At 60.1% G+C, this 22965-nt stretch carries 23 protein-coding genes; 4 read left to right on the plus strand and 19 right to left on the minus strand.

Translation table 11 applies throughout. The features are described from left to right. The 7 genes from fliI to putP form a co-directional block, all read right to left on the minus strand. The gene (gene fliI / locus AC0T4W_RS13935) at positions 1 to 1362 is read right to left on the minus strand and encodes a flagellar protein export ATPase FliI (protein ID WP_476319798.1); all 1362 of its coding nucleotides are present in this window, start codon (positions 1360 to 1362) and stop codon (positions 1 to 3) included. Beyond that, the gene (gene fliH, locus AC0T4W_RS13940) at positions 1352 to 2215 is read right to left on the minus strand and encodes a flagellar assembly protein FliH (RefSeq protein WP_476319800.1); all 864 of its coding nucleotides are present in this window, start codon (positions 2213 to 2215) and stop codon (positions 1352 to 1354) included. The genes fliI and fliH overlap by 11 nt, the downstream gene beginning before the upstream one ends. A 25-nt stretch (positions 2216 to 2240) precedes the next feature. Next, a complete protein-coding gene (fliG, locus tag AC0T4W_RS13945; RefSeq protein ID WP_476319802.1) occupies positions 2241 to 3257 on the minus strand; it encodes a flagellar motor switch protein FliG in 1017 nt (338 codons plus the stop codon). Continuing rightward, complete coding sequence (gene fliF / locus AC0T4W_RS13950) at positions 3250 to 5043, minus strand: flagellar basal-body MS-ring/collar protein FliF (protein ID WP_476319804.1); 1794 nt, start codon at positions 5041 to 5043, stop codon at positions 3250 to 3252. The genes fliG and fliF overlap by 8 nt, the downstream gene beginning before the upstream one ends. Positions 5044 to 5058: 15 nt before the next feature. Next, positions 5059 to 5388 (minus strand): flagellar hook-basal body complex protein FliE, encoded by a 330-nt coding sequence (gene fliE, locus AC0T4W_RS13955; RefSeq protein WP_476319806.1) that lies wholly within the window; start codon positions 5386 to 5388, stop codon positions 5059 to 5061. Positions 5389 to 5503: 115 nt separating this feature from the next. Further along, complete coding sequence (locus tag AC0T4W_RS13960; protein WP_476319809.1) at positions 5504 to 5725, minus strand: VF530 family protein; 222 nt, start codon at positions 5723 to 5725, stop codon at positions 5504 to 5506. A 256-nt stretch (positions 5726 to 5981) separates the two neighbouring features. Beyond that, positions 5982 to 7472, minus strand: a complete 1491-nt coding sequence (gene putP / locus AC0T4W_RS13965) for a sodium/proline symporter PutP (protein ID WP_476319811.1) — start codon at positions 7470 to 7472, stop codon at positions 5982 to 5984. A 444-nt stretch (positions 7473 to 7916) separates the two neighbouring features. Here putP and AC0T4W_RS13970 point away from each other — a divergent pair, with 444 nt between their 5' ends. Next, on the plus strand, positions 7917 to 8774 hold the full coding sequence (locus AC0T4W_RS13970) for an HDOD domain-containing protein (RefSeq protein ID WP_476319814.1): 858 nt from the start codon (positions 7917 to 7919) through the stop codon (positions 8772 to 8774). Here AC0T4W_RS13970 and AC0T4W_RS13975 read toward each other — a convergent pair. The 5 genes from AC0T4W_RS13975 to AC0T4W_RS13995 form a co-directional block, all read right to left on the minus strand. Further along, positions 8771 to 9190 carry a group I truncated hemoglobin gene (locus AC0T4W_RS13975; RefSeq protein ID WP_476319817.1) on the minus strand — a complete coding sequence of 140 codons (420 nt, stop codon included), beginning with the start codon at positions 9188 to 9190 and terminating at the stop codon, positions 8771 to 8773. The two genes, AC0T4W_RS13970 and AC0T4W_RS13975, sit on opposite strands and share 4 nt — an antisense overlap. A gap of 2 nt (positions 9191 to 9192) precedes the next feature. Then, complete coding sequence (locus tag AC0T4W_RS13980) at positions 9193 to 10050, minus strand: DUF3034 family protein (protein ID WP_476319820.1); 858 nt, start codon at positions 10048 to 10050, stop codon at positions 9193 to 9195. A gap of 2 nt (positions 10051 to 10052) precedes the next feature. Then, entirely contained in the window at positions 10053 to 12389 is a 2337-nt protein-coding gene (locus tag AC0T4W_RS13985) for a putative bifunctional diguanylate cyclase/phosphodiesterase (RefSeq protein WP_476319822.1), read from the minus strand. After that, positions 12376 to 13062 carry a methylamine utilization protein gene (locus AC0T4W_RS13990; RefSeq protein WP_476319824.1) on the minus strand — a complete coding sequence of 229 codons (687 nt, stop codon included), beginning with the start codon at positions 13060 to 13062 and terminating at the stop codon, positions 12376 to 12378. Before AC0T4W_RS13990 ends, AC0T4W_RS13985 begins: the two co-directional genes overlap by 14 nt. 166 nt (positions 13063 to 13228) lie before the next feature. Beyond that, entirely contained in the window at positions 13229 to 13981 is a 753-nt protein-coding gene (locus AC0T4W_RS13995; protein WP_476319826.1) for a helix-turn-helix domain-containing protein, read from the minus strand. A 291-nt stretch (positions 13982 to 14272) separates the two neighbouring features. Here AC0T4W_RS13995 and AC0T4W_RS14000 point away from each other — a divergent pair, with 291 nt between their 5' ends. The 3 genes from AC0T4W_RS14000 (at position 14273) to cmoB (ending at position 16542) form a co-directional block, all read left to right on the plus strand. Further along, positions 14273 to 14668, plus strand: coding sequence for a protease inhibitor I42 family protein (locus AC0T4W_RS14000; protein WP_476319828.1), 396 nt, complete (start codon positions 14273 to 14275; stop codon positions 14666 to 14668). Positions 14669 to 14800: 132 nt separating this feature from the next. Further along, complete coding sequence (gene cmoA, locus AC0T4W_RS14005) at positions 14801 to 15577, plus strand: carboxy-S-adenosyl-L-methionine synthase CmoA (protein WP_476319830.1); 777 nt, start codon at positions 14801 to 14803, stop codon at positions 15575 to 15577. After that, a complete protein-coding gene (cmoB, locus tag AC0T4W_RS14010) occupies positions 15574 to 16542 on the plus strand; it encodes a tRNA 5-methoxyuridine(34)/uridine 5-oxyacetic acid(34) synthase CmoB (protein ID WP_476319832.1) in 969 nt (322 codons plus the stop codon). The genes cmoA and cmoB overlap by 4 nt, the downstream gene beginning before the upstream one ends. 89 nt (positions 16543 to 16631) lie before the next feature. On the opposite strand, the gene pdxJ is transcribed toward cmoB, so the two are convergent. From pdxJ to lepA, 7 genes are all read right to left on the minus strand, one after another. Then, on the minus strand, positions 16632 to 17378 hold the full coding sequence (gene pdxJ, locus AC0T4W_RS14015; RefSeq protein WP_476319834.1) for a pyridoxine 5'-phosphate synthase: 747 nt from the start codon (positions 17376 to 17378) through the stop codon (positions 16632 to 16634). Continuing rightward, positions 17371 to 18069, minus strand: a complete 699-nt coding sequence (recO, locus tag AC0T4W_RS14020) for a DNA repair protein RecO (protein WP_476319836.1) — start codon at positions 18067 to 18069, stop codon at positions 17371 to 17373. Before recO ends, pdxJ begins: the two co-directional genes overlap by 8 nt. Before the next feature lie 45 nt (positions 18070 to 18114). Beyond that, a complete protein-coding gene (gene era / locus AC0T4W_RS14025; protein WP_476319838.1) occupies positions 18115 to 19017 on the minus strand; it encodes a GTPase Era in 903 nt (300 codons plus the stop codon). Then, positions 19010 to 19699: a ribonuclease III gene (rnc, locus tag AC0T4W_RS14030; protein ID WP_476319840.1), complete on the minus strand. Its 690-nt coding sequence runs from the start codon at positions 19697 to 19699 to the stop codon at positions 19010 to 19012. Before rnc ends, era begins: the two co-directional genes overlap by 8 nt. Continuing rightward, positions 19696 to 20073, minus strand: coding sequence for a DUF4845 domain-containing protein (locus AC0T4W_RS14035; protein WP_476319843.1), 378 nt, complete (start codon positions 20071 to 20073; stop codon positions 19696 to 19698). Before AC0T4W_RS14035 ends, rnc begins: the two co-directional genes overlap by 4 nt. 105 nt (positions 20074 to 20178) lie before the next feature. Then, positions 20179 to 21033 (minus strand): signal peptidase I, encoded by an 855-nt coding sequence (lepB, locus tag AC0T4W_RS14040; RefSeq protein WP_476319845.1) that lies wholly within the window; start codon positions 21031 to 21033, stop codon positions 20179 to 20181. A 6-nt stretch (positions 21034 to 21039) separates the two neighbouring features. Next, positions 21040 to 22839: a translation elongation factor 4 gene (gene lepA / locus AC0T4W_RS14045; RefSeq protein ID WP_476319847.1), complete on the minus strand. Its 1800-nt coding sequence runs from the start codon at positions 22837 to 22839 to the stop codon at positions 21040 to 21042. Between the last annotated feature and the right edge of the window lie 126 nt (positions 22840 to 22965).

Raw genomic sequence — 22965 nt, forward strand, 5'->3', positions numbered from 1 at the left:
TTACGCGCCCGTTGCAGCGGGGTTGAAGGTCGCCGCCAACTGCGCGCTGCTGCTTTCCAGGCTTTCGTTGTCCTGCAGGTTCTGCCGCAGGTACTTGACCATGGCCGGCTGGCGGGCGATGGCCAGGTCGGTGTCAGCATCGCCACCGGGCACATAGGCACCGACGCTGATCAGGTCGCGACTCTGCTGATAACGCGACCACAGTTGCTTGAAGCGTTGTGACAGGCGCAGGTGCTCGGCGCTGACCACCTGCGGCATTACCCGACTGATCGAGGCTTCGATATCGATGGCTGGGTAATGCCCCTCCTCGGTCAAACGACGCGACAGCACGATATGGCCATCGAGCACACCACGGGCGGCGTCGGCAATTGGATCCTGCTGGTCGTCACCTTCACTGAGCACGGTGTAGAACGCGGTAATCGAACCACCGCCCTTCTCCGCATTACCGGCGCGCTCCACCAGCTTGGGCAGGCGGGCAAACACCGACGGCGGATAACCCTTGGTCGCCGGCGGCTCGCCAATCGCCAGGGCGATCTCGCGCTGGGCTTGGGCGAAACGGGTTAGCGAATCCATCAGCAGCAGCACGTTCTTACCTTTATCGCGGAAGTACTCGGCAATTCGCGTGCAATACATCGCCGCGCGCAGACGCATCAGCGGCGCATCATCAGCCGGCGAGGCCACCACCACCGAACGTTTGAGACCCTCGTGCCCGAGGATCTCATCGATAAATTCTTTAACTTCACGGCCCCGCTCACCGATCAGCCCGACCACGATAATGTCGGCCTCGGTAAAGCGCGTCATCATGCCGAGCAACACCGACTTACCCACACCCGTACCGGCAAACAAGCCAAGGCGCTGACCACGCCCCACCGTCAGCAGGCCGTTGATCGAGCGGATGCCGACATCCAGCGGTTCGCTGATCGGGTGGCGGTTGAGCGGGTTGATCGCCGGGCCGTCCATCGGCACCCAGTCTTCGGCCTTCATGCCGCCTTTGCCATCAAGGGCGCGGCCGGTGCCGTCGAGCACCCGACCGAGCATCGACATACCCATGGGCAAACGTCCGGTGTCCGGCAGTGGTACCACGCGAGCGCCGGGGGCGATACCGGCCAGGCTGCCGACCGGCATCAGGAAGATCTTGCCATTGGAAAACCCCATCACTTCGGCCTCGACCTGCACCGGGTGATAGCTGTCATCGTTGATCACCAGGCAGCGGCTACCCAGGGCGGCGCGCAGGCCTTCGGCCTCCAGGGTAAGGCCGACCATACGCAACAAGCGGCCTTCGACCAGCGGCTGAGTCGGCAGCGCCACAGCCTCGCTGTAGCCGGCCAGGCGCTTGGCAAAACTCACCCGATCAAGGCGCATCCGGGCTCGCCTGCTCATCCATCTTGGGCGCTTCCATCTGAGGGGCATCCATCTGAGGAGCGTCCACGGGCGGGGCATCCAAGTCGGTATGCAAGTCAGCCTCCAGCGGGTGCGCCGCCTGTTCGCGCTGTTGCTCGAATAGCTGCTTGATCGCCTGATCCAGGCGGGTTTCCACGGTGGCATCGATACGGCTGAGCTCACTTTCCACCCGGCAACCACCGGGCAGCAGGGAAGCGTCTTCAAGGATTCGCCAACTCTCTTCGTGACGTTCGCGCAGGGCTTTGATCATCTCGAAATCTTGCGGGTTGAGGTGAATGCGGATGTTGCCGGTGCCCATCGGCAGCAGCTTGAGTGCCTCGCTAAGCACCTGACGTATCTGGCTGGAGTCGCTAACCAGCTCGCGCTGAATCACCTGGCGCACTATCTGCCCGAGCAGGCTGACCATGGCCTCTTCAAGCTGCTGGTCCTGCTCGGCAATCGGCTCAAACAGCTGAGTCATCAACTGCTCCAACCCGGCCATTTTAGCGGCCAAGGCCATATCGGCTTCCTGCTTGGCTTTCAGCTGGCCGGCATGGAAGCCGTCCTTCTCGCCGGTGGTAAAACCTTCGTTGTAGGCGTCCTGGCGGATTGCCTCCAACTCATCCAACGTCAAGGGTTTGACGTCTTCCAGGGCCACCTCTTCGCTTTCGGCCGGCGCCTGTTCGTTTGCATCAACAGGCGGTTCGGACGCCTGATCTTCTTCGCCAGGCTCAGGCGCCTCCACCTCCGGATCGAAGCTGGGTAACGCCCACACATCAACGCCCTTGAGGTCTTTGGCGCGAATCAGCTCGCTGTGCGGCTCTTTACTGGCCATGCGTCAAACCATTACCGGCCATGGGTTAAACCATTTCCTCGCCGCCTTTACCGCCCAGGACAATTTCCCCGGCCTCGGCCATACGCCGGGCGATGGTGAGAATTTCCTTCTGCGCGGTTTCCACATCGCTGACACGCACCGGACCCTTGGCTTCCAGATCGTCGCGCAGCAGCTCGGCGGCCCGCTTGGACATGTTTTTGAAGACTTTTTCCTTGATTGCCTCGTCGGCGCCCTTGAGCGCCAGCACCAGCACGTCCGAAGACACCTCGCGCAGCAGCGCCTGGATGCCACGGTCGTCGACATCGGCAAGGTTGTCGAAGACGAACATCAGATCCTCGATCTGGCTGGACAGGTCTTCGTCGACCTCGCGGATCGAGTCCATCAGTTGGCCTTCGACTGAACTGTCGAGGAAGTTCATGATGTCGGCGGCGCGCTTGACCCCGCCGAGCGCGGCGCGGGTGGTGTTGGAGCTGCCGGAGAACTGTTTCTCAAGAATCAGGTTGAGTTCTTTCAGCGCCGCCGGTTGCACGGTGTTCAACGACGACACGCGCAAAACGATATCCAGGCGCACTTTGTGGTCGAAGTGGCCCAGCACCTCACCAGCTTGATCGGGATCAAGATAGGCCACCACAATCGCCTGAATCTGCGGGTGCTCGTAGCGGATTACATCGGCGACTGCGCGCGGCTCCATCCATTTCAGGCTGTCCAGACCGCTGGTGCTACCACCAAGGAGGATGCGGTCAATCAGGTTGCCGGCTTTGTCTTCACCCAGCGCCTGGGTGAGCATTTTACGGATATAGCCGTCGGCACCGACGCCCAGGCTGGTCTGATCGCCGACGATGTCGACGAATTCACCCATCACCTGCTCAACCTGCTCGCGCTGGATATTGCGCATGCCGGCCATGGCTACGCCGACCCGCTGCACTTCCTTCGGCCCAAGGTGGCGCAGTACCTGAGCCGCGTCGGTTTCGCCGAGTGAAAGCAGCAGAATCGCGGCCTTGTCGACTTTGTTCAATTTAGTGGCAGTTCGATTGTCACTCATCGGCGTTAATCCACTCTTTTACAACCTGGGCTACGCGGCCTGGGTCTTCAGCAACCAGGCTCTTGATGGCGTTCAATTGTGCATCATACCCCTCACTTGGGCTCGGCAGGAGGATGCTTTGCGGGCCACCCAGGCTTACTCGATCCTCGGCCAGATCGCCACCCAACGCGCCCATTTCACCCAGCTCAACATCGCCATCACGACCATCACCCTGGCCTCCGCCACCACCGGTGATGTTCTTCATAACCGGGCGCAATACAAACCAGACCAATATAAAGATCAACAACGCCGGCATCAGTTGCTTGAGCCCCCCCATAGCAAGCAGGAACAACTCACTCTGATACCAAGGCAGCGCCACAATATCTTCGCCCAACACAGCGGAGAACGGCGTATTGATCACGCTGACGCTGTCACCCCGAGTGGCGTCGAAGCCCACCGAGTCCTGCACCAGGCGGGTAAAGCGCGCCAGGTCATCACTGCTCCACGGCACCCGAGTGGTTTCGCCGCTGGCCGCATCGATCTTGACCTGATCATCCACCACCACTGCCACCGACAACCGGCGCAGACGGCCCTGCTGCTGTTTGGTGTAGCTGATCGAACGATCCAGTTCAAAGTTGCGGGTGGACTGTTCGCGTTTGTCCGCCGGATACGGCGCAAGCATGGCCAGGCCGGTAGCCGGGTCGATAATCTGCGCACCATTGGCATCCAGCAGCGGCTGCCCTGCGGCGATTGGCCCCGGCACAGCAGCTGCGCCTCCAGCTTGTTCAGGGGCTGCAGCAGCACCGGGCGGCTGATTGGCCAGAGCACCCGGCACGCCCTGCGGCGGCAGGCTACTGGTGCGTTGTTCGCTAACCTGTTGTTCGCTGCGCAGCGCCGGTTGGTCAGGGTTGAACATTTCCGAGGTGGATTCCACCGCACTGAAGTCCACATCCGCCGACACTTCGGCCTTGTAGCGGCCCGAACCGAGCACCGGTTGCAGGATATTGTGCACGCGCTGGGTAAACAGGCTTTCCATCCGGCGGCTGTAATCGAACTGTTTACCGGCCATGGTTAGCTCAGACATTTCCTGAATATCCGAGAGCAGATTACCCTTCTGGTCGACCACAGTGACCTGGGCCTTGTCCATTTCTGGCACGCTGCTGGCGACCAGATTGACAATGGCCATCACCTGGCTGGGCTCCAGACCGCGCCCGGAATATAGTTCGACCAGCACCGAGGCGCTGGGCTTGCGCTCATCACGCACAAACACCGAACTCTTGGGGATCGCCAGGTGGACGCGAGCCGCCTTGACGTTGTTCAGGCTGGAAACGGTGCGGGCCAACTCGCCTTCCAGGCCACGGCGGTAGCGCGTGGCTTCCATAAACTGGCTAGTGCCCAGGCCTTGCTCCTGGTCGAGAATTTCAAAGCCAACGCTATTGTCCTTCGGCGCTACACCAGCAGCCGCCAGGCGCATACGGGCGCGGGCCAGGTCATCGGACTTGACCAGCAGCGCGCCGGAATTGGGTTCCACGGTGTATTTGATGTCGGCGGCGGACAGCGTCTCCATCACCTGAGACGCGTCCATGCCATCAAGGCTGCCATACAGCGGCTGATAATCCGGCTGCTGCGACCACAGCACCACAGCAAAGCCGATGGCCACGCTGGCAGCCAGACCGACCAGTAGGCCGATCTGGCGCAGCATCGACATATCGGCAAGGTTTTCCAGAAAGGTCAAACCGAACAGTGGTTTTTTCGGCTCACCCCCACCGGTGGTGGCAGGTACGTTTGCAGCAACGGCTTCAGCCATGATTCAGCCCTACCCTTAAACCGGCATCTGCATAATGTCTTGATAAGCCTGGACCAGTTTATTGCGTACCTGGGTCATGGCTTGAAAGGAGACGCTGGCTTTCTGCGATGCGATCATCACATCCGTCAAATCCACGCCACTGGTGCCCATTTCAAAGGCGGTTGCCAGCTTGCTGGAGGCCTGCTGGGTTTCGCTGACCTTGCTCACCGCCTGCCCGAGCATCTCGGAGAAGCTCGGCGCACCGGGTTCAGGCGTGCTGGTGACAGGCTTCTGACGCGCCATGGCGTCGGCCTGCATGGAACGCATCTCCAGCATCAAACGATTGAATTCAACACCCTGGCTCATCACTACCTCCACTGGCCGCGTTAATTTAATGGCTCCCGGCCATTTTTTGACGCTTCGCGGCGTTTGCTGAGGTGTTGCAACAAGAGTGCCAGATTACCGAACCTGCTTTCAGCGGCTATTTACGCGCTTGTGAGCGGATATACAGGGCTTCGACCTTCTCCCGCGCCCAGGGCGTCTTGCGCAGGAAGGTCAAGCTGGATTTGATACTGGGGTCGCTCTTGAAACAGCGGATATCAATCCGCTCAGCCAGGCCATCCCAGCCGAAGCGCTCGACCAGGCTATTGAGTATGGCTTCGAGGGTGATGCCATGCAGCGGATTTTTCGGTGATTGAGTCATGCAGAACCTGTACGGACAACTCGATTAGGGCAAACCCCGCCACCTTAGCCAAACCAGTGGCCAATCGAAAGCGTAGCGACAGCCCGAAGGGTGGCCGGCCATGGACGGTGAACCATAAAAAAGCCGGCCCAACACCAAAGGTGTGGGCCGGCGAAGCACTATCGGATCGTCGTGGGGGCCGAGTCGAGCATCAGCATAAAATCCTGACTCGGTTGCCACACCTGCAGACGATCAACTGCAGGTGCGGATACTTCCATCAGGCCAGCTTGCGCTTCACCTCGTCGAACTGCGCTTGCAGTTCGGCCTCCGGCTCCTCGGTCAGCAGGCTGACGACGATGATGGCAATGGTCGCCAGGATAAAGCCGGGAATAATTTCGTACAGACCGAACACACCACCCAGATCGGCCAGTTGTTTCCAGATCACCACGGTTACGCCACCCAGGATGATGCCGGCCAGGGCGCCGTTACGGTTCATGCGCTTCCAGTACAGCGACAACAGGATGGCCGGGCCGAAGGCGGCGCCGAAACCAGCCCAGGCGTAGGACACCAGGCCCAGCACGGTGTTATCCGGGTTCAATGCCAGCACCAGGGCGATAACGGCGATCAGCACCACCGCGCCACGACCGATCCAGACCAACTCGGCGTCGCCGGCATCTTTCTTGAGGATGGCTTTGTAGAAATCTTCAGCCAGGGCCGACGAGCTGACCAGCAGTTGCGAGTCGGCAGTCGACATGATGGCTGCCAGTACCGCAGCCATCAGAATACCGGCCACTACGGGGTGGAACAGGCTGTTGACCAGCACCATAAATACGGTTTCGGCGTCAGCCAGCTCGGTGTCCAGGTAACCTACGGCAACCCAGCCGATGGCCAGTGCGGCAACCAGGGTCAGAGCAGTCCAGCTGACGGCGATGCGACGGGCAGTCGGCATGTCCTTGTCATCAGCGATGGCCTTGAAGCGCGCCAGAATATGCGGCTGGCCGAAATAACCAAGCCCCCAGCCGAGCAGCGAAAGAATCGCGATGATACCCAGTGGCTGGCCTTTGGCATCATTAAAGAAGGTCAGCAGTTCCGGGTTCTTCGCTTGAATGGCCATATATGCGGCATCCACGCCGCCCACGGCGTTAAGCGCGAATACCGGCACTAACACCAGCGCTGCAGCCATCAACAAACCTTGCACCACGTCAGTCCAGGCCACCGCCAGGAAGCCACCGAACAGGGTGTAGGAAACCACCGCCAAGGTACCTATCACCACGGCGACCGTGTAGTTCAGGCCGAACACGGTTTCGAACAGCTTGCCGGACGCCACCAGGCCGGAGCTGGTGTAGAACAGGAAGAAGGTCAGAATGATCAACGCCGAGACCACCCGCAGAGCGCGGGATTTGTCGTTGAAGCGGTTTTCGAAATACGACGGCATGGTCACCGAGTCATTTGCCGTGTGCGAGTAAATACGCAGGCGCTGGGCAACGAACAGCCAGTTCAACCAGGTGCCGGCCAGCAGGCCGACGGCGATCCAGGTGGCTTCAAAACCGGCAACCAAGGCGTAGCCCGGCAGACCCAGCAGCAGCCAACCGCTCATATCGGAAGCACCCGCCGACAAAGCAGCGGTGGTCGGGCCGATGGAGCGGCCACCCAGGATGTAGTCGGACAGATTGCTGGTGCGCTTATAGGCTACCAGGCCCAACCACAGCATCAGTATCAGGTAGACCACGAAGGTCACCCCTACAACAAAAACGTTCTGCTCGTTCATCTTGTTGTTCTCGTATTGGCACGGCTCGGACCGTGATTCTGATTTTAAGCGGCCACGGTATGCAGCCACTGCTTTGAAACCACCAGCCAAACGCACGCGTGCCGGTGGCGGAACATGCAATAGAGCTTAGCCGACACATGAAAGTATTCATTCATACGACGGCTGTTTGGCAATAGCGCTCGCGCAAACGTGCGGTTACGACCAAGGCAACCTGGCCAAAAACTGCGCACTGGGTGAATCGAGCACGGAATTTAGTGGCAGAGGCATGACCGCTTCTTACAAAAAGCTCTGGAGTTTTTGCAAAAAACTCCAGGCGCGGAACTTCCTGCAAACAGCCGTTTAAAGCACAAGACCACAGACCACACCAATCACAGCCATCCATCGCTGCATATAGCGAGCGGGCAACGGCCATCTAGACTGCACCCATATGGTTGGAGGTGTGCGTTGCAGAGCGAAGCATCCGATTACTCAATCTACCGGCGCGTCGTCTCGCAGTTGATGCAAGGCGAAGAACAATTGCCCAGCCTGCCGACCATTACCCTGGATATTCGCCGCGCCCTGGGTAATCCGAATATTTCGCTAAATGCCCTGGTGCGCCTGATCAGCCGCGACCCGGCCCTCAGCGCCATGCTGATGAAACATGCGTGCAGCGCACTGTATCGCCACAGCCTGGCGCCCAAGACCCTGCGCGAAGTAATCAGCCTGCTCGGCATGACGGAAGTTGATCGAATCACCATGGTGCACAGCATTAAAAGCCTGTTCACCCTGCACAGCCCAGGGCATAAGCGACTGTTTGTCGATGCCTGGGAGCGTCTGGTGATCAAGGCAAGCACCAGCGCCATGCTCGCCCGCCTGCTGGGCCATGGCACGGCTGAGCATGCCCTGCTGGCCAGCCTGCTCAGCGAAGTGGGGACACTCGCCGTGCTTTCGGCGTTCAGAAATGAAAGCGTCACGCCCTCCAGCGAGCTGTATTCCAAGCTGTGCCGCGAATACAGCAAATCACTCGGCGTCATCGTGCTGAAGAAATGGTCGGTGCATAACGAATATATCGAGATCATCCGCGACACCGGCAACTGGCAGCGCAGCCCCGGGCATAGCCTGCAATTGCTCGACTTGGTCAACCTGGCGCTCTACCACGCCATCAAGGAGCGCACCCCAGACGCCGAACTGCCGCCACTGCAGGAACTGGCCGCCTACCAGAAACTGATGCCACCCCTGGACTTTATCGGCGAGAACGGCGAACTCAGCCTGGTGATCAGCCACCGCGCCGATATTCTGGCAATCGCGCAGACCTTACGTTAGCGATCAATCACCTGCGCACGCATCGCTGCCAGCCGCGCCAGCAGGCGGTTTTGTGCAGGCATGGGCACGCCCTGGGCGCTCATTGCATCCTGCAGGTTTTCCACCAGGGCGTTGAAGTCGCTGGGGGTGAGATGCTGGCCCTTGTGGCTTTCTTCCATGCTGTCGCCGGTGTAGGTGCAGGGGCCGCCGGCTTCAACGCAGACCTGCTCCACCAGCTTGTCGCGCAAGCGCACGATGTCGACATTCTCGAAGTGGCGGACGATGCGTGGATCGGCGGCAATATTCAGCAGCATGCCTTCGATGATGCGGGTAATCCCGACCTGCTCGCCCAGGTCACGGTACAGGCTGTCGTCCTTGGCCGGCTGCTGGGCGCAGGCCGTCAGGGTGAGCGCAGCGACCAATAGCAGACTGCGCATGCTTAAAAACTCCCCTGGACAGACAGATAAACGCCGTCCTGATTATCCAGCGTGGCGATTTCCCCCAAACGCGCATAGGCGAGCACCACGGCCAGGTTCTTGTTGGGGAAATAACCGAGAAACAGGTCGGCCCAATCGCTTTCGCCGGCAAAGCTTAAATTGTCCGGCTTCTCTCGGTACTCCACGCCCAGCGCCCAGCGCGGGTTGAACAGCACGGCCACGGAGCCTTCCTTGAGCACGGAATGACGATCACGTCGCTCGCCACCAAAACCCAGCAAACCCAGCTCGTTGGCCCGGCTATAACGAACACCGCCGTTAAGCAGCAGGTTGTAGCCAAAGGCGCCGCCGAGTATCAGTCGGCTGGCGGTTATATAGCCTTCGGTGTCTTCACTGCGCTGGGCGCCCACCAGACTGGGAATCAGAAAATCCTTTTGCCGTTTGTGCTGAATGCCCAGCGACACCTGCGGCAGTTGGTCGTAAACCAGGTCGCCAAACAGGCGCAGTTTAAGGCCAAAAATATCCTGACTAAGACTGCTTTCCGGCAGGCTGAGGTTGCGCGCCAGGGTGCCCAGATCAAAACGCTGGCGGGCGTAGGACAGTTCGATACGGTTATCGAACGCGACGCCAATACCGGCCACATCCAGGCGGTAATCGCCGGTTTCCACCCGTGTGGCGAATACGTCCGCGCCCCACTCGCCGCGCTCGCCATAGCCGGAAAGCACCGCCCAGGGCGTAATCCCGCCACCGGCTGCGCCTTCAATGCTGCTGGCGCCACCGGTGGCCAGCAAGCGGCCATCGGCCCAAGCCAGATTGGCCAGCAGGCCGAGCATCAGGGCAATGCAGCATTGCAGTTGAGTCATGGTCAATGCACCAGGGTCGCGGAGGCGTGGATGTATTGCGCCATCCAGGTTTCAAAGGCTTGCGCCGCCAATGGCCGGCTGATCAGGTAGCCTTGGGCGGTATCGCACTGCCAGCGCCCAAGCAGCTGCAGGCTGCGCTCGAATTCGACGCCCTCGGCCACCACTTTGAGGCCCAGACTGTGGCTCATTTCGATGGTCGAACGCACGATCACCGAATCCTCGCTGGCATCGTCCAGGTCGCGGATAAACGACTGGTCGATCTTCAATTCCTGCACCGGCATGCGCTTGAGCTGCGTCAGCGACGAGTAACCGGTGCCAAAGTCATCCACCGACAGGCTGATGCCGCATGCACGCAGACCATGCAGCACCTGCAAAGCGAGCTCGGGATTAAGCATCACCCCGCTTTCGGTGATCTCGAAGATCAGCTGCTCGGCCGGCACCTGGTACTCGGTCAACAGCGCGCTGACCCGTGCCGGCAACTGCGGGTCGATCAGGTCTTCGGTGGAGATATTCAACGACACCTGCACACGCAGGCCACGCTCGGCCCACTCACGTAATTGGCGCAGGACTTCCTCGATCACCCAGGCGGTCAGCAGCTGGATGCTGCCAGTGCGCTCGGCCAGCGGAATAAACTCTCCCGGCGAGACCATGCCCAGTTCCGGATGCTGCCAACGCAGCAAGGCTTCGGCCTGCCGCACCTGGCCGGCGGCAATGTCTAGCTTCGGCTGATAGTGCAACAGCAGCTCGGCCTTGCTTGGCGCATGGCGTAGATCACGAATCAGGCGGATCTGTCGCTGCTGGGCATCATCACGGCCACGCTGGTAGACCTGCAGGTGGCTGGCCATGCCAGCGGCATCCTGCATGGCGATGCCCGCCCGCCGTAGCAGCTCTTCAGGAGCGTTACCGTCCACCGGATAGCTGGCAATGCCGATACGGCAATCCAGGACGAACTCATGGGTGGCGACGCGCAGCGGCTTGAGCAGCAACTGCTGCACCTTGTCGGCGACGCCCACGGCGCTGTCACTGTCGGCGTTTTCCAGCAGCAGGAGAAACTCATCACCGATCATCCGCGCGACGCTATCGCCAGGGCGCAGAAGCGCCTGCAGGCGCCGGCTCAGCTGCTGCAGCACCAAATCACCGCCCTCCGCGCCGAGGCTTTCATTGACCGCACGAAAATTCGCCACACCCAGGTAAAGCAATGCCGTCGGCCGCCCAGCGGTGATCGCACTGCCCAGGCGTTCCAGCACCAAAGTGCGGTTGGGCAGGCCGGTCAGCGCATCATGCAGCGCGTTGTGCGCCAGCTGCCGCTCACGCTCGGCAATGCCTTGCTGCATGGCCTTGAAGGCGGTGGCCAAACGCCCCAGCTCATCGCCGCGCTGTAGGTACAAGCTGGCCTGGTAATCGCCCTGGCGCACCCGCTCAGCGACGGCCGCCAGTTGCTGCACGGGCTGCGACACCGAGCGCGCCAGCAACAAGGCGCCAACCAGGGAGGCGGCCAGCGCCACCAAAGCAATCAGCAGAATATCCTGATCAAGCGGGGCAAACGCCTGCTGAGCCTGACTCAGGGACTTGTGCAGCAGCGCGTGCACTTCAAAGCCGTCACCACTGGCCAGCACCAGGGTCTGATTAAGGTAGGACTCGTCACCGATCAGGCTTATCGCATCATTGCCCAATTCGGCCATGCTGCTTTGCAGCTGCTCACGTTGCGCGGGCTGCAGGGTGCTGATCCAGATATCGGCCACACCGTTCTGGGTCGCTCGCAGGGTCAGGTCCAGATGGGTTAACTCGCGCAACTCGGCGGCAAACACATCATCGACCTGAAACCCCATCATCACCCGGGCAATCGGCAAAGGCGCAGTGACCGTGGCCTGCACCAGCAGGTAGATTTTGTCGGCAATCGGCATCAGAAAAATATGCACGCCTTCGCGCTGACGCTGCATCACCTGAGCACTCAAGCGCTGGGCTGTCTCACCGCTGATCTGCCGATCACTGCTGACTTCCAGATTGCCATCCAAGCCCAGCATCATCACCGCGCTGGCGTTGATCCGCGCGCCATGATTGGCCAGCGCCGAGCGAATGGTCTCGCTGTCGCCACTGGCCACAGCATCTTTAAAGCCAAAATCGGCAGCCAGCACCTGCACCGCATCGTGCAACTGGCGGCCGCGCACCTCGAGCAGCTGCTGAAACACCAAGCTGCCTACATCAAGCTGCTCACGGGCCTGGCTGCGTACGGCGGCATTGGTGGCGGTTTGTACCGCCGCATAGAGTGCGCCGATCACCACCAACAGCAGCAGTACCAGCACGCCGGCAATCCGTGCCTGAAAACTATTGCGCAGCATCGCGAGCCTTCTTGAACGCATCCCCAAAGGCGCTGGCCGGCGCACTCGGCGCTGCCTGGCTGACGGGGGCTTGCAGGGTCAGGGTAAAGCGCTGCTGGTTGCCCGCATCGGTCAGCTGCACCTGACCCGCAGCCTGCGGCAACATCTCCGGCGCGTGCGGGTGCCACAGGCTGGCCGTATAGGTGCCGGCTGGCAGCTGCTCCAGGTTGAGCTTGCCCTGCGCATCGCTGACGGCAAACCAGGGGTCGTCGGTGACATACACATAACCCACCATCCAGTCATGGATATTGCAGCCAAGCACCACCACACCGGGCGTGTCGAAAATCACCGGCTCGCTCGGCGTGCCCTGGTACAGGCGCAACTCAAAGCGCTTGGCCAGGGAGAACGAATAGACGTGATGGCGAATGTTGTCGCTGTTAGGGAACGACACCGAAGTGCCGCTGCGCACGGCCAGCACATTTGGCGCGAACTGCTGCGCGATTTGATCCATCACCGCAGCAGCAGGCGCAACTGCTGGTGCAACCGCGCTACGCAAACTGAGTACGGCATTGGCCAAGGGTTGCCCCTGACTATCCACCACCTCGGCTTGCAAGTTGGTGGCGTGTAACCGCGTACTGAGCAGCAATATGCCGAGCAGCGAAAACGCGAACAATGGGTGCAGGTGTTTGCTCATCAAGACGACTCGTACTTTAGGGGCACACTTGACTCTGGACAGCATCCGGCCCAGACACAGTAAATATCTCTGTGCGCCACAGCTTAGTCGCCAGCGTGAAGAAGTTCACGTTTGATCGGCAACCCTCGCCTGCTAAGCACCGCCAGCCAAGGCGGTAAGCGTGCGTTTACTCGGCGCTACGCAGGCGTTTCGGCGTCAGGCCCAGGTAGCGGCGCATGGCGGTGGTCAGCGCGCTCTGGCTGGAGAAGCCACACTCTTCCGCGATGCGAATCAGCGGCAGGCCGCTCTCGCGCAACAGCCGCACCGCACGGTCCAGGCGGGTTTTCAGCAAGTATTGGTGCGGCGTCAGGCCGACACTGTCCTTGAACTGCGCATGGAAATGACTGGGGCTCAAGCAGGCCACCTGCGCCAACTCGGCCACACTGATACGTCGCGCCAGGTGCTCGACGATGTAGCTGTCGATTCTTTCCAGATTCAGCGCACCTACAGGCCGCGTATGGGGCTCACCAAACAGGCGCAGGTGCAAGGCGCGCAGCAGTACGCCGCCCAGCGCGCGGGGCAGCAGCGGATCGGTGCCATAGCGCTCCAGCTCGGCGCCGGCATAGCTCAGCAGGTTCTGAAAGTCGGCATCCAGTTGCGGGTAACGCGGGGTTTCAAACAGGCGCGTCAACAGTTGCAGGTCTTCGCTGGAGGTGCCCTGCTCATCCAGGTCGATGATCAGCATGCGGTTATCGCCCATGCCAGCGAACTGGTGACCGGCATCCCCCGGCACCAGACAGGCGCGCATGCGACACACCTCGCCACCCCGACCATTCACTTCAAATTCGGCGCGCCCGGCCAGCGACAACACCAATTGATGATGGTCATGGGTGTGCTCGTGGGCCTGGTCATCAAGACGCATTAAACGCGCGTTGAACATGAAAAGTGCAACCCTGGAAAACAGAGGTGCAACTTTAACCCGTTGCCCGGTAAAACTGCACCCCGCACGACAAATGGGCGGTGCTCGCTCGCAAACTGCCAGCCTCACTTATAACGTCAACAGACAGGGCGAACGTCAGACGCCCAGGGATCAACAACGCTTGAGGCCGTGGTTTTACGTTGTGTGCTGGGGGTTGCCAGCTTAGCTCCTGCGTCATACAGGCTCGGCGGGCTCCCGCACAGCAATCCTAACGGCTATGCTGGCAGCCTCGATATTCGTCAGGAGCTCACCATGCTTGCCCTTCGCCTGCCAGTGATACTCAGCCTTGCACTGCTCGCCGCCTGCGCGCAAAAGCCCAGCAGCGTCACCCTGGAGCAGAACCAGCAGAGCAAATGCCCGCTGTCGCTGCACGTTGGTCAGCAATTTATCCTGCGCCTGCCGAGCAACCCCACCACCGGTTTCCGCTGGTTGCTGCGCGACTCCGCACCGCAGGTACTGAAAAGCCTCGGCCCCGAGGTCTACAGCAACCCGGAAGACGCCGGCCTGGTCGGCAGCGCCGGAGTTTCCACCTGGCGCTTTGAGGTCGCCCAGGCAGGCGAAGGCCAATTGGCCCTGACCTATGAACGCCCTTGGGAAGTCGGCGTGGTGCCTGCTCAGCGCTTTAACTGCACGCTTAAGGCTCGCTAGCCCTGGCCACGGGCGGGACGATGTTCGCCATCGCCGCCTCGGCCTTTAAACACCCCCGCTGAGCCATCGCCCATGCAGATTTGCGACCAATAGCGGTAATCAAGGTTTGGCTATACCGCGCACTTGGCTAAAATGCCCGGCTTTATTGACCAGTGCGTAGCCATCGTGAGCAAACAGCCCGACCGTCTTTTCGCCCAACCCCTGGCCCAAGTGCCGGACTTCGTGTTCAACGAGGACGTGGTGCGGGTCTTCCCCGATATGATCAAGCGCTCGGTGCCGGGCTACCCGACCATTGTCGAGAATATCGGCGTACTCGCCGGCCAGTTTGCCCAGCCGCACAGCGTGCTGTATGACCTGGGCAGCTCCCTGGGCGCAGTGACCCAGGCGCTGCGCCGGCATGTGCAGATTGAGGATTGCCGAGTGATCGCCGTGGACAACTCCAGCGCCATGGTCGAACGCTGCCGCGAATACTTGCATGCGCAGGATTCGATGTTTCAGGAATTGCTGCCGGTTGAGGTGATCGAGGCCGACATTCTCAACCTCGACTTTCAGCCAACCTCGCTGGTGGCGTTGAACTTTACCCTGCAATTTATCCAACCTGAACAACGCCTCGCATTACTCACGCGGATTCGCCAGGCCTTGCTGCCCGGCGGTGCGTTGATTCTCTCGGAAAAACTGCAATTCGAAGACGCCGAGCAGCACGCTTTGCTGGGCGAGCTGCATATCGCCTTTAAACGCGCCAACGGCTACAGCGAGCTGGAAATAGCGCAGAAACGCAGCGCCATCGAAAAGGTCATGCTGCCCGACAGCCTGGAACAGCACCGCGAACGCCTACTGGCCGCTGGTTTCCGCCAAGTGGTGCCGTGGTTCCAGTGCCTTAACTTCGCCTCCTTGATTGCCCTGCCATGATCAACCGCCTCAACCTCGACGCCCTACAAGCCGCGCTTGCCGGCACCCCACTACAAGACTGGTCAGCCGACCTGCCTGGGCAGATCGACGCCAAACTGGCCATCGGCCACGGCGACCTGCCGCGCTGGTATGGCGCGGTGCAAACGCTGCCAGAGCTGAACGTCGAACAACTGGAACTGCTGCATAACTTCAGCTTTAACGGCCCCTGCGACGAGCCGACCCGCGCCGCGCTGAAAAGCGCTCTGCAGGGCCTGATTCCCTGGCGCAAAGGTCCATTCCACTTATTCGACGTGCATGTCGACACCGAATGGCGTTCGGACTGGAAGTGGCAACGAGTCGCGCCCTACCTCGATCTCAAAGGCAAGCGCGTGCTGGATGTGGGCTGCGGCAACGGCTACTACATGTGGCGCATGCTCGGTGCCGGCGCGGACAGCGTGGTGGGCATCGACCCCAACTGGCTGTTCCTCTGCCAGTTCCTGGCGATGAAAAACTACCTGCCCGACCTGCCCGCCTGGCACCTGCCGCTGGCCTTCGAAGAACTACCCGGCAAGCTGCAAGGCTTCGATACGGTATTTTCCATGGGCGTGCTCTACCACCGCCGCTCGCCCATCGATCACCTGATCGATCTCAAGGATTGCATGGTTAAGAACGGCGAGCTGGTACTGGAAACCCTGGTGGTAGAGGGCGATGCCCAGCAGATGCTGGTGCCCGAAGACCGCTACGCGCAAATGCGCAACGTCTGGTTCCTGCCCTCGGTACCGGCTTTGGAGCTGTGGCTTCGCCGGGCCGGCTTTGTCGATGTGCGCTGCGTGGATGTCAGTACCACTAGCGTGGACGAACAGCGCTCGACCGAGTGGATGCGCTTCCAGTCACTGCCGGAGTTCCTCGACCCCGCCGACCATAGCCGCACCGTGGAAGGCCTGCCGGCGCCTTGCCGCGCCGTATTGATTGCACGCAAACCCTAACGTAGCAGGACGTAGGATGGGTTGAGCGCAGCGATACCCATCACCGGATCGATGGGTTACGCCGCTGCGCGGCTAACCCATCCTACGTTTTAACCGCGATTGGCCGCCGCAACGATCAGCGCTTTCATTTCTGCCACTGCCTGCTTAAAGCCAACAAACAGCGCATGCGCCACCAGGGCGTGACCGATATTCAGCTCATTGATCCCTGCAATCGCCGCCACCGGCTCGACGTTGTGGTAATGCAGGCCGTGGCCGGCATTGACGATCAAACCATGGGCCAAGCCGCAGGCCACGCCGTCGCGAATCCGCGCCAGTTCGCGCGCCGCTTCCTCAGGCGTATGCGCATCGGCATAACGGCCGGTATGCAGTTCGATGGCCGGCGCGCCGACGCGCTTGGAGGCGGCGATCTGCTGTTCGTCTGGGTCGATAAACAGCGACACCTCGCAGCCGATCTTGCTCAGGCGCTCCACCGCCGCGCGAATCCGCGCTTCCTGCCCGGCGACATCCAGACCGCCTTCAGTGGTCAGCTCCTGACGGGTTTCCGGCACCAGGCAGACGTGTTCGGGACGGATGCTTTCGGCGAAGGCGAGCATCTCCTCGGTGACGCCCATCTCGAAGTTCATCCGCGTTTGCATGACCTCCTTGAGCAAACGCACATCGCGCTCCTGGATATGCCGGCGGTCTTCACGTAGGTGCACGGTAATGCCGTCGGCACCGGCTTCTTCAGCATCCAGCGCGGCCTTAACCGGGTCCGGGTAACGAGTGCCACGGGCCTGGCGCAAAGTGGCGACATGGTCGATGTTCACACCCAGCAGAATACGATTGGCATCAGTCACGGCTTGGCTCCTTGAGCGTCATAAACAGTTCACGGCTGACCAGCGGTCGACCGCCTAAATGGGGGGCTAGAGCCTGACGCATTAGGCGCTTGGCGGCGGCCAGAGCACCGGGTGCTGCCCAATCAGCTTCGGCCATGGCGAGCAGCTCGGCTCCCTGAAAAACGCCGGGCTGCAGTTGCCCAACCGGCACTAGCCCGGTTTCGGTCTGCAGTCGATACAGACCAGCCGGGGATACGGGTTGACCTTCGCTGTCCAGATCCAGGGCGAAACCATAGCCCAGCTCATCCAGCAAACGCCATTCAAAAGAACGCAGCAAGGGCTCCAGAGCGCGACCCTGGGCCAAAGCCAGCACAGTTAGGGCGTAGTGCTCGAAAACGGCGGGGTGCGGGTCATCGGCGGGTAGCAGGCGAATCAACAGTTCGTTGAGATACAGGCCGCTAAACAGCGCTTCGCCCACCAGCAGATTGGGGATACCTGCAGGGTCGAGGCGGCCGACATTCTTCAGCTCACCACGTCCGCGAAATTCGGCTTCCAGCGGGATAAAAGGCCTGGCCAGGCTGCCAGCCTTGCCCCGCGCACCGCGCAACACCGCGCGAAGGCGACCTTGTGGGGTGAGAAAGTCCACCAGCGCGCTGCTTTCGCGGTAGGCACGGCTGTGCAAGACAAAGGCGGGCTGGCTAGGGGCAAGCATGGGGCTTACTCAGGCAAGCGGGCGCAGGGGCGCGCCCGCGGCGACTCAGATGTTGTCGTAACCCAGGGAGCGCAGCGCGCGCTCGTCGTCCGACCAGCCACTTTTGACCTTAACCCAGAGGTTGAGCATGATTTTGGAGTCGAACATCACCTCCATATCCTTGCGCGCTTCCTGGCCGATGCGTTTGATGCGCTCACCCTTGTCGCCAATGATGATTTTCTTCTGGCCGTCACGCTCGACCAGAATCAGCGCGTGGATATGCAGGATGCGCCCGTCGCGCTTGAATTCCTCGATTTCCACAGTGATCTGATACGGCAGCTCGGCACCCAGCTGGCGCATGATTTTCTCGCGCACCAGTTCGGCGGCGAAGAAGCGGCTGGAGCGGTCGGTAACCTGGTCTTCCGGGAAAAAGTGCACGCCTTCCGGCAAATGCTCGCCCACCAGCTTTTCCAGGGTGTCGAGGTTATGCCCATGCTGGGCCGACACCGGCACGATCTCGGCCTTCGGTAACTGGGTGGCCAGCCACTCCAGGTGCGGCATCAGCTCGGCTTTGTCTTCGATGCGATCGGTCTTGTTGATCGCCAGAATCACCGGGCCTTCGACGTACTGAATACGCTCCAACACCATCTGGTCTTCATCGGTCCAACGGGTGCGATCAACCACAAAAATCACCACGTCGACATCCTTCAGCGCCGACGAGGCGTTCTTGTTCATATAACGGTTAAGCGCTTTCTCGTTGTTCTTGTGCAGGCCGGGGGTGTCGACATAGATCGCCTGCACCTCGCCCTCGGTCTTGATCCCCAGCATGTTGTGCCGCGTGGTCTGCGGCTTGCGTGAGGTGATCGCCAGCTTCTGGCCGAGGATGTGGTTAAGCAGCGTCGACTTGCCCACGTTGGGCCGGCCGACGATGGCGACATAGCCACAGCGTGTAACAGGTGCATCAGTCATTGCCATTCTCCACACCCAGGGCGATCAGCGCGGCAGCCGCCGCAACCTGCTCGGCGATGCGCCGGCTGGCACCCTGCCCCAGGGTTTTATCGTTCAGTAAGGTAATCTGACATTCGACCACGAATGTCCGGCAGTGCGGCTCGCCCTGGATATCCGCCACCTCATAACGAGGCAGCTCACAGCCGCGCGACTGCAGAAACTCCTGCAGGCGGGTTTTCGGGTCCTTGTTGGTGTCAACCAGGGTCAGGCTGTCCAGCTCGGTGGTCAGCCAGGCCAGCACCCGCTCGCGCGCCGCGTCCATCCCGGTGTCCAGGTAGATGGCGCCGATCAGCGCTTCCAGTGCGTCAGCCAGAATCGACTCGCGGCGAAAGCCACCACTTTTCAGCTCGCCGGAACCCAAGCGCAGGTACTCACCCAGATCAAAACCACGGGCCAGAATGGCCAAGGTCTCGCCTTTAACCAGGCGCGCACGTAGACGCGACAATTGCCCTTCGCGAGCCAAGGGAAAGCGCTGAAACAGCGCTTCGCCAGCGACAAAGTTGAGGATGGCGTCACCGAGAAATTCCAGGCGCTCATTGTTGCGCCCGGCGAAACTGCGGTGGGTCAGGGCCAGGATCATCAGCTCCTGGTCCTTGAAGGTATAACCGAGCTGCCGCTCGAGACGGGCTAACGACGCACTCACGGCATACGCACGCGGAATTCTTTATCGAAACGCACGACCAGATCGATGTTCTCGATCAACGGCTCGCGCTTCTCGTACTTCATGTGCACGCGGAATTCGTTGTTTTCGATTTTGATTTTAATCGCCTCCTGCATATCCAGATCGCGGATGCTGTTGACCTGCATCCCCTTGCTGATATGGCTATAGAAGTCGCTAATGCTACGAACGTCGCCAGCTTTGTCGGTTTCAACCGACGTAATCATTTTTTCCAACGACATATAGTCGAAGTAATGTGGCAACACCTTGAATGCCGCACTGGCCAAAAAGGCAATAATAGCCAGCACCATCAACCAACTAAGAATCGACATTCCTTTCTGCGAATGCACAGATTTCATATTTGTCCCCAAGATTCGAGTTATGTGAAAGCCATTACGGCTGGAGGCAAGACTATATATAGCCTGCGACGCTGCATTTAACAGCGTCGCAAATTCGTCAGCAGGTCAGTAAATCAGACCTACGCGGGAGAAGTTCGGCAGGTTGCGCGACTTCGGGTCCGGCCAGCTCATCCAGATGGCGAAGGCTTTGCCGACGATATTTTGGTCCGGCACCATGCCCAGCAGCGGCTTGGGGATGGCTGGATCATTCCAGTAGCGGCTGTCGTTGGAGTTGTCGCGGTTGTCGCCCATCATAAAGTAATGCCCTTGCGGCACGACCCATTCGCGGCCAGGCTCAACCCGATAGCGCTGCATTTCTTTACGTATCTGGTGCTCGGCCTCACCGAGTTTTTCGCTATACAACGCCGCACTGCCCAGGCTGCCAGGCTCATCACCAATCAACTGCTGAGCCACTGACTGGCCATTGATGGTCAGGCGCTTATCGCTGCTGTAGGCAATACGGTCACCGGCCAGGCCCACCACGCGCTTGATGTAGTTGATGTTTGGATCGCTTGGATAACGAAACACCATCACATCGCCACGCTGTGGATCGCCCACGTCAATCACCTTGGTGTCCAGCACCGGCAGGCGAATGCCATAGGCGAACTTGTTGACCAGAATAAAATCCCCCACTTCCAGAGTCGGCTTCATCGAGCCGGATGGAATCTGGAAGGGCTCGACCAGAAACGAGCGCAGCACCAGCACAATTGCCAGCACCGGGAAGAACGACTTACCGTACTCCACCAGCAGCGGCTCTTTGTTCAAGCGCGTCACCACTGCCTCATCAGGCTCACTGACCTGGCCGTGGTAAGTGCTGATGGCCGCTCGCCGGCGCGGGGCCAGAAAGATCAGGTCGAACAGCGCCAGCGCGCCACAAACGGCGACGGCGATAACCAGTAACAGCGGGAAATTGATCGACATAGGACCTTAACTATCCAACCTGAGCACAGCGAGGAAGGCTTCCTGTGGAATTTCCACGTTACCGACCTGCTTCATGCGTTTCTTACCGGCCTTCTGCTTTTCCAGCAGCTTGCGTTTACGGCTGACGTCACCACCGTAGCATTTGGCCAATACGTTCTTGCGTAGCGCCTTGACCGTGGTCCGCGCAACGATCTGCCCACCTATTGCAGCCTGAATCGCCACGTCAAACATCTGTCGTGGAATCAGCTCTTTCATTTTCTCGGTCAACTGACGACCTTTGTAGTGGGCGTTGTCCTTGTGCACGATCAGGGCAAGCGCATCCACTTTGTCGCCATTGATCAGCACATCCAGCTTGACCAGATTGGCCGACTGGTAGCGATCAAAGTGGTAATCCAGCGAGGCATAGCCACGGCTGGTGGACTTCAGGCGGTCGAAGAAATCGAGCACCACCTCGTTCATCGGCAGGTCATAGCGAACCTGAACCTGCGAGCCGAGAAATTGCATATCGCGCTGTACACCGCGCTTCTCGATGCACAGGGTAATTACGTTACCCAGGTGCTCTTGCGGCACCAGAATGGTGGCCTGCACGATCGGCTCACGGAAGTCCTCAACCGAGGAAATATCCGGCAGCTTGGACGGGTTATCGACGTAGATCGTCTCACCGGTCTTGAGCAGTACTTCGAAGATTACGCTCGGCGCGGTGGTGATCAGGTCCAGGTCGTATTCGCGCTCCAGGCGCTCCTGGATAATTTCCATGTGCAGCATGCCGAGGAAGCCGCAACGGAAGCCAAAGCCCAAGGCATCAGAGCTTTCCGGCGAATATTGCAGCGACGAATCGTTCAGCGTCAGCTTCTGCAACGCATCACGAAAATCTTCGAAATCTTCGGAACTGACCGGGAATAAGCCTGCATACACCTGCGGCTGGATACGCTTGAAACCGGGCAACACTTCCACATCAGGCGTGGCCGCCAGGGTCAGGGTATCGCCCACCGGCGCCCCGTGAATATCCTTGATGCTGGCGATGATAAAGCCCACTTCACCGGCCTTGAGGTCTACCGTGGCAGTGTGTTTGGGGTTGAACACGCCAACGCTGTCGACCAGGTGCACCTTGCCAGTGGATTTGACCAGCACCTTGTCGCCCTTCTTGATCCGACCGTGGCGCACACGCACCAACGAGACCACACCCAGGTAGTTATCGAACCAGGAATCGATGATCAACGCCTGCAGCGGCGCTTCAATATCACCGGTCGGCGCAGGAATGGTATGCACCAGGCGCTCAAGCACTTCATCGACGCCCAAGCCAGTTTTGGCGCTGCAGGTCACGGCATCGGTGGCATCAATGCCGATAATCTTCTCGATCTCTTCCTTGACCCGGTCCGGATCAGCCTGAGGCAGGTCGATCTTGTTCAGCACCGGCATGACCTCAAGGCCTTGCTCGATAGCGGTGTAGCAGTTAGCCACCGACTGCGCTTCCACGCCCTGACCGGCATCGACCACCAACAGCGCGCCTTCACAGGCCGCCAGGGAACGGCTGACCTCATAGGTGAAGTCGACATGCCCTGGGGTGTCAATAAAGTTCAGCTGGTAGGTGATGCCGTCTTTGGCCTTGTAATACAGCGTGACGCTGTGCGCCTTGATGGTGATCCCGCGCTCGCGCTCCAGATCCATGGAGTCCAGTACCTGGGCCTCCATTTCACGGTCGGCCAGGCCGCCACGCATCTGAATAAACCGGTCGGCCAGGGTCGACTTGCCGTGGTCAATGTGGGCGATGATGGAGAAATTGCGGATATGACTCAAATCACTCACGGATCAACACTCAAAAAGGTCGCAGGCGACTGCCCGCCGAAAATAGCCGCGAAGTGTACCCGAAAGCCACCTTGCACGTCATCAAGGCCGCACCGCGCCGCCGGGCAAAAGAACCGCATGCAAAAG

This window comes from Pseudomonas sp. C7.1, from assembly GCF_056312395.1.

Excerpts from the sequence above, each read along its gene's own strand:
- fliE (WP_476319806.1), bottom strand. The coding sequence starts at position 5,388 with ATGAGCCAGGGTGTTGAATTCAATCGTTTGATGCTGGAGATGCGTTCC.
- fliG (WP_476319802.1), bottom strand. The coding sequence starts at position 3,257 with ATGAGTGACAATCGAACTGCCACTAAATTGAACAAAGTCGACAAGGCC.
- AC0T4W_RS13975 (WP_476319817.1), bottom strand. The coding sequence starts at position 9,190 with ATGCGCAGTCTGCTATTGGTCGCTGCGCTCACCCTGACGGCCTGCGCC.
- era (WP_476319838.1), bottom strand. The coding sequence starts at position 19,017 with ATGACTGATGCACCTGTTACACGCTGTGGCTATGTCGCCATCGTCGGC.
- cmoB (WP_476319832.1), top strand. The coding sequence starts at position 15,574 with ATGATCAACCGCCTCAACCTCGACGCCCTACAAGCCGCGCTTGCCGGC.
- fliI (WP_476319798.1), bottom strand. The coding sequence starts at position 1,362 with ATGCGCCTTGATCGGGTGAGTTTTGCCAAGCGCCTGGCCGGCTACAGC.
- AC0T4W_RS14035 (WP_476319843.1), bottom strand. The coding sequence starts at position 20,073 with ATGAAATCTGTGCATTCGCAGAAAGGAATGTCGATTCTTAGTTGGTTG.
- cmoA (WP_476319830.1), top strand. The coding sequence starts at position 14,801 with ATGCCCGGCTTTATTGACCAGTGCGTAGCCATCGTGAGCAAACAGCCC.
- fliH (WP_476319800.1), bottom strand. The coding sequence starts at position 2,215 with ATGGCCAGTAAAGAGCCGCACAGCGAGCTGATTCGCGCCAAAGACCTC.
- AC0T4W_RS13995 (WP_476319826.1), bottom strand. The coding sequence starts at position 13,981 with ATGTTCAACGCGCGTTTAATGCGTCTTGATGACCAGGCCCACGAGCAC.
- AC0T4W_RS14000 (WP_476319828.1), top strand. The coding sequence starts at position 14,273 with ATGCTTGCCCTTCGCCTGCCAGTGATACTCAGCCTTGCACTGCTCGCC.
- fliF (WP_476319804.1), bottom strand. The coding sequence starts at position 5,043 with ATGGCTGAAGCCGTTGCTGCAAACGTACCTGCCACCACCGGTGGGGGT.
- AC0T4W_RS13960 (WP_476319809.1), bottom strand. The coding sequence starts at position 5,725 with ATGACTCAATCACCGAAAAATCCGCTGCATGGCATCACCCTCGAAGCC.
- recO (WP_476319836.1), bottom strand. The coding sequence starts at position 18,069 with ATGCTTGCCCCTAGCCAGCCCGCCTTTGTCTTGCACAGCCGTGCCTAC.
- AC0T4W_RS13980 (WP_476319820.1), bottom strand. The coding sequence starts at position 10,050 with ATGACTCAACTGCAATGCTGCATTGCCCTGATGCTCGGCCTGCTGGCC.
- AC0T4W_RS13985 (WP_476319822.1), bottom strand. The coding sequence starts at position 12,389 with ATGCTGCGCAATAGTTTTCAGGCACGGATTGCCGGCGTGCTGGTACTG.
- AC0T4W_RS13990 (WP_476319824.1), bottom strand. The coding sequence starts at position 13,062 with ATGAGCAAACACCTGCACCCATTGTTCGCGTTTTCGCTGCTCGGCATA.
- lepB (WP_476319845.1), bottom strand. The coding sequence starts at position 21,033 with ATGTCGATCAATTTCCCGCTGTTACTGGTTATCGCCGTCGCCGTTTGT.
- putP (WP_476319811.1), bottom strand. The coding sequence starts at position 7,472 with ATGAACGAGCAGAACGTTTTTGTTGTAGGGGTGACCTTCGTGGTCTAC.